Origin of the sequence: Lacimonas salitolerans, from assembly GCF_042677865.1 — a bacterium.
GTDB lineage: Bacteria > Pseudomonadota > Alphaproteobacteria > Rhodobacterales > Rhodobacteraceae > Lutimaribacter > Lutimaribacter salitolerans.
This window is the reverse complement of record NZ_JBHUDD010000021.1, coordinates 1-9,744: the sequence shown is the minus strand read 5'-3', so window position 1 is coordinate 9,744 and position 9,744 is coordinate 1. Positions and strand designations below refer to the sequence as shown.

The 9,744-nt window shown below is 66.6% G+C and carries 9 protein-coding genes; 3 read left to right on the top strand and 6 right to left on the bottom strand.

Annotated elements, in window-relative coordinates; translation table 11 throughout:
- Positions 1 to 655 (top strand): hypothetical protein (locus tag ACFTOW_RS02080; RefSeq protein ID WP_379912578.1); only part of this gene is annotated, 655 nt, incomplete at its 5' end.
- A gap of 293 nt (positions 656 to 948) precedes the next feature.
- On the opposite strand, the gene ACFTOW_RS02075 is transcribed toward ACFTOW_RS02080, so the two are convergent.
- The 6 genes from ACFTOW_RS02075 to ACFTOW_RS02050 all read right to left on the bottom strand — a co-directional run bounded on the left by ACFTOW_RS02075 (position 949) and on the right by ACFTOW_RS02050 (position 7,714).
- Complete coding sequence (locus ACFTOW_RS02075) at positions 949 to 1,233, bottom strand: hypothetical protein (RefSeq protein WP_379912580.1); 285 nt, start codon at positions 1,231 to 1,233, stop codon at positions 949 to 951.
- Entirely contained in the window at positions 1,158 to 3,455 is a 2,298-nt protein-coding gene (locus ACFTOW_RS02070) for a calcium-binding protein (protein ID WP_379912576.1), read from the bottom strand. Before ACFTOW_RS02070 ends, ACFTOW_RS02075 begins: the two co-directional genes overlap by 76 nt.
- A 239-nt stretch (positions 3,456 to 3,694) precedes the next feature.
- A complete protein-coding gene (locus ACFTOW_RS02065; RefSeq protein ID WP_379912574.1) occupies positions 3,695 to 4,015 on the bottom strand; it encodes a hypothetical protein in 321 nt (106 codons plus the stop codon).
- Complete coding sequence (locus tag ACFTOW_RS02060) at positions 4,012 to 5,079, bottom strand: DUF2793 domain-containing protein (protein ID WP_379912572.1); 1,068 nt, start codon at positions 5,077 to 5,079, stop codon at positions 4,012 to 4,014. The genes ACFTOW_RS02065 and ACFTOW_RS02060 overlap by 4 nt, the downstream gene beginning before the upstream one ends.
- Before the next feature lie 129 nt (positions 5,080 to 5,208).
- The gene (locus ACFTOW_RS02055) at positions 5,209 to 6,249 is read right to left on the bottom strand and encodes a ParB/RepB/Spo0J family partition protein (protein WP_379912570.1); all 1,041 of its coding nucleotides are present in this window, start codon (positions 6,247 to 6,249) and stop codon (positions 5,209 to 5,211) included.
- A 79-nt stretch (positions 6,250 to 6,328) separates the two neighbouring features.
- Positions 6,329 to 7,714, bottom strand: coding sequence for an AAA family ATPase (locus tag ACFTOW_RS02050; RefSeq protein WP_379912568.1), 1,386 nt, complete (start codon positions 7,712 to 7,714; stop codon positions 6,329 to 6,331).
- Between the two features lie 476 nt (positions 7,715 to 8,190).
- Here ACFTOW_RS02050 and ACFTOW_RS02045 point away from each other — a divergent pair, with 476 nt between their 5' ends.
- Together ACFTOW_RS02045 and ACFTOW_RS02040 are read left to right on the top strand one after the other, a co-directional pair.
- On the top strand, positions 8,191 to 9,201 hold the full coding sequence (locus ACFTOW_RS02045; RefSeq protein ID WP_379912566.1) for a replication initiator protein A: 1,011 nt from the start codon (positions 8,191 to 8,193) through the stop codon (positions 9,199 to 9,201).
- 311 nt (positions 9,202 to 9,512) lie between these two features.
- On the top strand, positions 9,513 to 9,740 hold the full coding sequence (locus tag ACFTOW_RS02040; RefSeq protein ID WP_379912564.1) for a hypothetical protein: 228 nt from the start codon (positions 9,513 to 9,515) through the stop codon (positions 9,738 to 9,740).
- Positions 9,741 to 9,744 lie beyond the last annotated feature (4 nt).

Genomic DNA, 9,744 nt, shown 5'->3' with positions numbered 1-9,744 from the left:
CGCGCTCTTCTCATCAAGTTTGTCGCGCTACAAAGGCAACGACCGGATGTTTGGCGGGGCCGATGGCGATGATTTCGTCTTTGGTCACGGTGTCGACACCGACGGTGACGGCGAATGCGACTATGTCAGCACCGATATCGGCCACAAGAACTGGATCATGGATTTCGATGCCGACAACGGTGACCGGATCGTGTTCCACACCGATTTCGATCCGTCGGATCTGTCGGCCAGCGTCAAAAACGGTGACGATGTCCATATCATGGTGGGCGGGTCCACGATCGTCGTAAAGGGCCTGGTGTCCGAACTGGAAGCCATCGACCCGACCGATCCGTTCTTCGACGAGAGCGCCCTGATCGACCTCTTGCTCAAGACCGGCGAAGACGGCGATGGCAAGGGGATCATCTACTTCGAGGACAAGTGCGTCACGCTGCCGGATTGCGATCCGGTCCAGGCCGTTGCGCATTGCGAAGAGATCGATCTGGGACGGGTTGTGTGCGAGGACAAACTGGACGACACACCGATCGGTGACACCACGATGAACGCGACCGAACAGCAGATCGCGGACATGTACGTGGAACAGGATGCCAATGTCAGCCTCCAGGGCAGCCACCTGAGCATCAACCTTCTGGCTGAAGAGCAATCTTACAGCCACTAAGATGCCACTCCGGCCATTCCGAAAAGAGCGCCCCTTGCGGGGCGCTCTTACTGGAGACGGATCGAACTTCGGAACCTACCCCACCTAAGGTCGGCTCTCCAGGAGCACCGTCCTTTGAGAAGGGCGGTGTCTTGGACAGGGCGGGGTTTCGCACGGGACAGCCGACACGAAGGACGCGCCGCCCAGCCATGTTGAACCGGGGCGGCGCAGCAGCGGCATGGCCACGGACCTGCCGTGGGACCATGTGCCATCCCCTGCAACGCGCTTGGTAAGCCAGACCTCTGGAACAGGCTCTATATCAGCCCGATATCGCTTTCGGTCAGGGTGGCCCCGGGCAGGCCTTCGATGCGCAACTGGCCCTGCAGCCCGAAATCGAACAACCAGCCCCCCGCCACCTGTGACGCCCCTGCAAGGATCTGATCCGGGCTGCGCGCGCTGCCACCCCAGAGCACGGGATCGAACAGAACAGTATCTATTCCAGCCTGAAAGCGCACAACACGGGTCACACCGCCGCGAAAGACAAATGTATCGGCCCCGATGCCACCGTCCAGCAGGTTGGTGCCGCTAACCCCCTCCAGCCAGTCGTCCCCTGCCCCGCCATACAGCGTGTCATTGCCCGTCCCCCGATCAGGGTATCGCGGCCATCCTCGCCCATCAGCAGGTTGTTGCCCGACCCGCCATACAGCACGTCGTGATTGATGCCGCCCTGCAGCGTGTCATTGCCGTCGCCCCCCCACAGATGGTCGGGGCCGGCATTGCCCTCAAGCAGGTCATTGCCTGCCCCGCCCCACAGGCTGTCGGCACCATTGGCCCCCAGCAAGGTGTCATCCCCCGCCCCGCCATACAGCGCGTCATTGCCGATGCCCCCCAGCAGCAGGTCGTCGCCCCCGTCCCCCAGCAGGGTGTCATTGCCGGCATTGCCCCCCAGCAGGTGATCGTCGCCATCCCCGCCCAGCAGCGTATCAGAGCCTAATCCACCATAAAGCGTGTCTGCCCCGGCCTCCCCCGACATCCCGTCATTGCCATTGTTGCCAAACAGCAGATCATCACCGGACCCGCCCCACAGGCTGTCAAACCCGTCCATGCCGCGCAGCGTGTCATCCCCTGACCCGCCCATAATCGTGTCGAACCCCACCCCGCCAAAGATCAGGTCGTTGCCCGCACCGCCGTCCAGCCGGTCGGACCCCGCCATCCCGTTGATCGTGTCATGGCCCGCCCCCCCTGCCAGCACATCGACCCGCGGCGTGCCCTGAACCTGCTGACCGGCGGGCGCGTCCTGATCGGGCGGACGCAGCCGCGCGGTATCGAGCCAGCCGGGCAGAAACCGGTCCGGCCCCGGCAGGATCGCGGCCTGCACCTGCGCGATGCTCAGCGGCTGGCCGTTGGCCGACAGCAGCACCAGCCGCTCGGTGCCTGCCGGGCCGTCAAAGGTGACCTCGGCCCCGTCCACGCGCGGATCGATCGCCAGCTGATGCGCACCGCGCCAGAAGGCCCAGCCTGACAGGTCCAGCCGATCCTGCGCCGGGTTGAAATCCGTCACTGTATCGGCCTGACCATCGGTATCGAAGACAAAGATATCCGACCCCGCCCCGCCACGCAGCATGTCCGATCCGGCCCCGTCGCGCAGGATGTCGCCATGGGCGGTGCCGCCCAGCGTGTCGTTGCGTGCACTGCCCTCGATCACCGTGCCGAGCCCGGGGTCAAAGGTGAAATGGCTGATCCCGGCATCGCGCAGCCCGGCGGTCACCAGATGCAGACGCCCCTGCCCGTCCGCCGCCAGATCCAGCGCCGCCAGCCCGTCCAGAGACCAGCCCAGCCCATCGGCCACCACAGCCAGATGCACCAGCCGCCCGCCCGGTGTCAGGCGAAACAGGCTCACACCGCTGTCGGCCCCGCCCGCGGCCACGAACACCGCGCCCTGATGGGTGGCAACGGCCAGATGGGTGACGCCCTGAAACCGGCTCGCCGCGCTGTCAATCACATGATCGCTCAGCACCAGCGCGCCGCCGGGGGTCACCGACCAGACGGTGATCGTGTTACTGCCCGCGGCGCCCGCGATCACATGGGCCTGCCCGCCAGCCTCGGCCATGGCCATCACCACCGCGCCGCCCATTCCGGGGTTGCCGGACTGCGCCACGGTGTCGGACAGGGTCAACCGCCCGTCCGCCCCGATGCGGTACAGCACCACCAGCGCGTCGCCCGTGCCACCGGCCGCTACGTAGCCGCCGGCCTGCGCCAGCCCGGTCATCCCCGGCGCAGGCATGCCGTTTGTCGGGGCCGCCGCATTGCCGGGCGACAGCGCGGTGAACCGGCCATCGTCACCCACCGTCCAGGCGGCAGGCGCCTGGCTGCCCGCCACCAGCCCATAGGCGAAAACCGCAACCCCCTGCCCCGCGACGGTCAGACCGGTCAGGTCGCGCGACAGGCCGGCCGCGCTGCCCCCCGTCGTGACGGCAGGGCCAAAGCCCCCCGCCCCGTCCGACCACAGCCCCGCCAGCCCGGTCTGCCCGTCGCCCAGAACCAGGGTCACCCCCTGCCCGTCCGCCATGCGCGTGGGGATGATATCCGGCTCTGCCCCCGCACGACCGGGGCCGGAGATGGCAGTACTGTCCAGCAGCGCCAGCCCGTCCAATCCCCAGGCCGAAAGCTGAAACCCCGGGGCCGGCCCCGCCACCGCCTGCACCGCCAGCCCGCCCTGCCCCGCAGGCCCCGACTGTACAATCGCCAGATCGCGCAGCCCGGTCAGCACCGGGCGATCCACTGCCCAAAGCGTCGCCTGATATTGAAATCCCACCGCCATACCCGACCCCATATGTCCCGGATCCGACATCGCCGGACGGCTTGGCGTGGGGGGGGCAGGAATTATGGCGCGGGAACGACTTTCATTCAGGCTTTTACGAAAATTTCAGAATTCTGCCTACGGCTTCAGACATCAATAACTCGGCGAGATGGTGTTCGCCTGATGCCCAAACCTTTCGCATGCGAAAGGTTTGGGCGGGCCGTCGATTGGCACAACAGGCTCTGTGAGGCGCTTGTACCCTAAACCCAGCGTCCAACGGCCATCAGGCGCAGCGGCACGGCCGTGGCCTCGGACAGGGCGGAGCAGCGGCGGCATTGCGCCACTGTCGGGCTGCTGTCGGACACCGCCACCCAGCCTGCGCCGCCCGCCACCTGCCCGCTTACCACCGGCGGCGCGGCAAAGGGCATGGCAAAGCTCCAGCCCGCATCTGAGCCCGCGCTGAAGATCGCGCCCATGGCCGCCGTGCTGGCCTGCGCGGGGGTGGTCACATCGCAGATCTGGGTGCCATCGGCAAAGCGCACATAGCTTCCATTGGCCCCTGCATCCCCGCGCTCGATCACTGCGCCGGTCGGCAGGCCGCCCGCCTGCCCCACCGGGCCGAGGATATTGGCAGTTCCATAGGACCGCACCCAGGGCGACCATGCCCCGGACGTCCGGCTGCGCGACACGATCTCGCCCGGGGCCATGACGGTGACCGGGTTGGACAACTCGACCACCATCCATTGCGATTCCCCGCCATTGGCATTGGCCGACCATGAAACAGCAGACCGCGCGACACCTCGGACGGCCCGCCCGAGGACCCGCCCGCCGTGGCATAGGCATAGACCCCCGGTGCCAGGCTGTTGTCGGTGACCGAGGCATTGCCGACCGAGGGCGCATTGCCGCCGATCCCGAAGTCCCCGGTCTTTGTCAGCCGCCCCGCGGTGGTGTCGGTCTGGCTCTGGGTCACAGCGCTGCCGCTGACCGACTCGTCGATCCGCGCGCCTTGGGGCAGGGTCGGCAGCCCGGTGGCCGGGTCGACCGACAGCGCCGTGGCCCAGCCCGTGCCATCGGCACTGACCTTGATGGCAAACCCGTCCGACCCGGCGGTGCCCATCTCGGCCCGGCCCGACCAGCCGGTCTGAAACAGCAGGCTGGCGGTCTCTGTTTCTGCGGATTTGTTGATTTTCACCTGATGGCCGGCACCGTCATGGTTCAGCAGCGTGGCAGGGGCTGCGACGGCCAGACGGTTGGTGGGATCGGCCTGCGTGTTGATGCCCAGAAGAGCGACCTGATCCTGCGCGGTGGCCGGGGTCCAGGCGCTGCCGTCCCAGACCACCAGCCGCGCCTCGTCCAGCACCCAGGCGCGCCAGCCGGGCAGGGGGGTGACGAACTGCCAGCCGTCCAGCGCGGTATGAACCGCCAGCGCCCCGTCCTGTCCGGCCCAATCGCCGATGGCGCCGGTGCCGACGATATGGCGCGCGCCATACTCGGGGGCTGCGGGCGGGTCAGACCGGCCCCGGTCAGTGACGGTCAGCTGCACCAGCAGATCCAGATGGCGCAGCGCCTCGTTATGGGTGACGTGTTTCTGGGCCTGTGCGGGCTGAATATAGGGCAGCGACAGGATGGCAGAGGTATCGGACATGGGCGGCTCCCGGTCTGTGATGCGAGGGTGATGGCCCGCAGACGCTAGGGGGCCATGCTTAACGCATTGACAGCAGGGCGCGCGGTGCCCGTTGCGCGCCCTCACAGCGGAGGGGGTGAGGACGGCGGCTCAGCGCGCCTCGGGCTGGGCGCGCAGCCATTGCTCCAGACGCTTGACCAGATCAGGGCTCAACCGCTTGCCGGTGACGCCGATGCGGCCCTCGTCCATCTCCAGCATCAGACCGGGGCCGATGGGCTGATAGCGGGCTGCGGGGACGGGTTTCGACCCTGTTTCGGCCCGGCCAGACTCTGATCGCTCCTTGCCCAAACCTTTCGCATGCGAAAGGTTTGCCTTGATCGCGGCCAGTTCGGCCTCGGCATCCGTGGGGTCCACGGTGTCCAGCGCGCGGGCAAGACGGTCGGGCAGGCTGGCATCCTGATCCAGTGCGCGGGCCAGTTTCAGGCCCAGATGCTCGGCCAGACGGGTGGGGTGGCGCAGTACGCCGTCCAACCCTTCGACCACCCGCAGGAAGGATTTGATCTTGGAACGCTTGGCATAGCTGGCCGAGCCGAACAGCGTGTTCAGCGCCTGCTTGGTGTCGCTGAATGCCCCGTCATCGACCGCGCGCTGCACGATCCGCGCGCGTTCATAGAACGACAGATCGGCGCGGATCTCGTTTTCCTCGACCATGGCGCGATAGGCCTCGGCCACGGTGTCGGGGCGGCGCAGCAGGGCCAGAACCGTGCCGAAGCGCTCAGGGTCGTCGCGCGCCAGCTCGCGCAGCGCCTGCAGCCGCCGCCAGCCCGAGATCAGACCATAGCCGCCACCGGGCAGGGCCAACACCTCGATTGGGGTCTGCTGGCCACGGGTGGCGATGCTGGTGCGCAGGGCCTCCATGTCCTCGGCATCCGAGGTCAACCGGTCGCGCGTCAGGTGATCGGCGCGCACCACATCCAGCGGCAGGGACACGACCAGCCGGCCATCCTCGCGCGCGCGGGTCAGCTCGCCGGCCACATCGTGAAAGGCGGCGACGGCGGCGGCATCGCCCGCCACCTGCGCGATGGGCGCGCGCGACTGCAGGGCAGGGCGGTCGGGACCGGTGTCAGCAACACCGGGATCACCGGAAAGAGTGCCGGGCAGCGGCAGGCTCAGACGTTTGCGTTTGGCCATTGCGGGCCTCCTTTCAGCACATCATCGGCGGGCAGGGTCGCGCGGGCGGCTGAACGCGCCGTCAACAGGGCGCGCGCCGTCATTCCGCAGCCTTTTGCGCGGCCAGCTCGTCACGCCGCCACACGCCGGTCAGCAGCCGCTTGAAGGCGGCATAGGTCGCATCGAATGTCTCGCGCCCGCGCACATAGGTCTCGCGGTTGAAATCGCGGTAATCGGCCTCGTAGATGCCGTTGACCTGCTCGCCCGCCTGCCCGATCAGCGCGGTGAAATCCTGCCGGTGCGGCGACAGGGTGGGGCCAAGATAGGCCTGCATCAGCGCCGCCATCTCGCCCTGCTGCGCGCCGTCATAGCGGGTGATCAGGGCGCGGACCGCATCCCATTCGAACGCCAGCCCCTCGCGTCCCAGCGCGCGGGCGGCCATGTTCTCGGCCTCTTCGATGCTGGCAAAGGTCGAATGGAGCATGTCGAAGAACCGCCCCGTGCTGTCGAATTCCAGGAACGATGCCCCCAGCGGCACCAGCAGGATATCGGCCGCCGACAGACCGTTGATGGTCAGGTATCCCAGCGCCGGGGGCGTGTCGAAAAAGATCAGGTCATAGCGGTCCAGCACGCCATCGGCGGTCAGGCTGTCGGCCAGCGCATCCCACAGCTTCCAGCCGCGCGCGCCCATGCGCCAGACCGGGATCTGGAACTCGGCCCAATAGAGGTTCAGCTGCGCGCCGATCAGGTCGATGTTGGGCCAGTGGGTGCTCTGGATCAGGGCATCGGCGCGCATGTCCAGCGCCTCGGACAGGGTGTCGTCCAGCGGCTGGGGCGGCTCGCCCCGGTCCTGCCGGCGCTGGTTGTCGCCCTGCACATGGCGCGCGTAATGCCGCGCCAGCAGCGGGAACACCGTCTGCCATTCATCCGCGACCTTGCCGCCGAAGATCGAGGTCATGCTGCCCTGGCTGTCCAGATCCACCACCAGCACGCGGTAGCCATCAAGTGCCGCCGACATCGCCAGATGGGCCGCGGTGCTGGTCTTGCCCACGCCACCCTTGAAATTGGCCACCGCCACCATTTTGGCGGGCAGTCCGGCGGGGCGGTAGGGGCGGTATTCCTTGGCCCGGCTGCCGGCCTCTGAGAAATGCGCACGCAGGCGCAGCACCTCATCGAGGGTGAACCACTTGGCCCCGCCGGTGGTGTCGCTGCGGCCCTGCGGCAGGTCGGGATTGGCGCGCAGCACGCGGCGGAAATGCGCGGTGTTCACCGGGATCAGGTAGCGGGTGATCTCCCATGTGGAAAACAGCCGCAGCGTCTTGGCCCCGGTCTCGTCCATGCCCTGCCGGGCCAGGTCGTCACGCCCCTGCGCACAGGCCTGCGCGATACGGGCAAACCGCCCGGTATCGGCGGGTGTGTCCAGATCGGCCATGGCCCGGTCGGGGTCGATGCCGAAATAGGGGGGTGTGCTGCTCTCGGATACCATATCCAGCCCCATGTTATGTGTTTTCCTAAGTATACCTCAAAAGGTGATACATGAAAGCATTTTGCGCACATGCAGGCTGTTTTTCCTGATTTCCCAAGCAAATTTCCCCTGTTTTCCATGCGGATCGGACGTTCGGGGCCGGGCTGTTGCTGCAAATTGCGGTTAAATATGGTTATTGTAGTGTTACAGGGATTGCCCGGCTTGCCAAAGCCCCTGTTTTTGCGGGGCGGATTTGGGATCTCGCAGGAGCCTTGCGACTCTGAAACCACGACGAACCGACTCTGGAAACCCGATCGCGCGACTCTGATCCCCCGATCGCGGCGTGATCAGCGCTGGACGCAGCCTGTGGATAACTTTACCCTCGGGTGTCAACAAAACCACGAATCTCCCGGAGCCATCTTTGGCCAACCGGGGGCGCGGCAAGAAGGGCGGAAAATCGCTCCGGTCGCACCTTGAGGCAGTGAAGGAACAGGCGCGTGACAGGCGGGGCAGGGGCCTTGGGGCCCGCATATCATCCACAATCGGATTTCTTTGTCTGCGATATCTTCGCGGCCAGTCCAAAGGACGACCTGGCCTCGATGGAGCATCCGATGTTCTCGCTGTCCACCCGGCCCGACCGGCGCATCCTGGACTACACCCACAACGGCGCGCAGATCACCGTGACCCCCTCGGTCAAGGGGCTGGCCACGATCCATGACAAGGACATCCTGATCTATTGCATCAGCCAGCTTGTGGCGGCGCTCAATGCCGGGCGCGCGATCAGCCGCACGCTGCACCTGACCGCGCATGACCTGCTGGTGGCGACCAACCGCGAAACATCCGGCGACAGCTATCGCCGCCTGCGCGAGGCGTTCGAGCGGCTGGCCGGCACCCGCATCACCACCAACCTGGAAACCGGCGGGCACGAGGTGACCACCGGCTTTGGCCTGATCGAGACCTGGCAGATCGCGCGCAAGACCCGCGGCGGGCGCATGGTCAGCGTGGCGGTGACGCTGTCCGACTGGCTTTATCGGGCGGTGCTGTCGAAATCAGTGCTGACGCTGAGCCGCGATTACTTTCGCCTGCGCAAGCCGCTGGAGCGGCGGATTTATGAACTGGCGCGCAAGCATTGCGGCCGCCAGCCCGAATGGCGCATCTCGGTCTCGGTGCTGCATCACAAATCCGGCTCGGCCAGCCCGCGCCGGGTGTTCCGCGCCATGCTGCGCGAGATGATCGCCACCGATCATCTGCCCGATTACCACCTGAGCGAAGAGCCGGGCGACATCCTGCGCGTGACCCCGCGCCGGGGCGGGCCGCCGCGCAAAGCCGTCCCTGCGCGCCCGCCGCAACTGCGCCCCGAAACGCTGGAAGCCGCGCGCGCGCTGATCCCCGGCGCCGATGTCTATGCGCTTCAGGCCGACTGGCATGGCGTCTGGGCCGCCTCGGGCGCACCGCGCCTGACCGATGCCGACAAGGCGTTCCTGGGCTGGGTCCGCAAACGGGTCTGAACGGCGGCCCGGTCCGGCAAAAGGCCCCGCCCCGGTTTTGAGCGACAGGGCGTGTCGCCTGAGGCGTTCTGCCGTTTCCGGGACAANTTTCGCATGCGAAAGGTGCGGGCCTTGGGCGCCGGGAGAGGCCTGCCCCGTCGCAGCATTGCCCATAAGGGCCACCCCCTTTGTCCGGCACGCGCCGGGCAAAGGAATAAATCGTTGTCCTGACAGTCATTTTCATACCCGCGCTCATCAGTTCTGATGATGGCGCGGCCGCACGCACGGGTATGGTGCAGCGTCGAATCCGATTTGCAGAAAAGGAAATATCGGTGTCCGTGATTTTCAACAATGACTTGCCTGATGCCCTGTCCAACCCCGTCACCTACACGGTTCAGGTCGGGGACCGCTTTTTCGTCTTCAACGACGGGACAAGGGTGCCCCGGGGCGAGGAGTCGAGCTTTGCGGTCTATGACGATTCCGGGTCCCTTCGCGATTTGTGTGGGTTAAGGCGCACTGGCCTGTTCAGGGTCGCACCAGATGTTGTTGTCACGACGTGAGGCG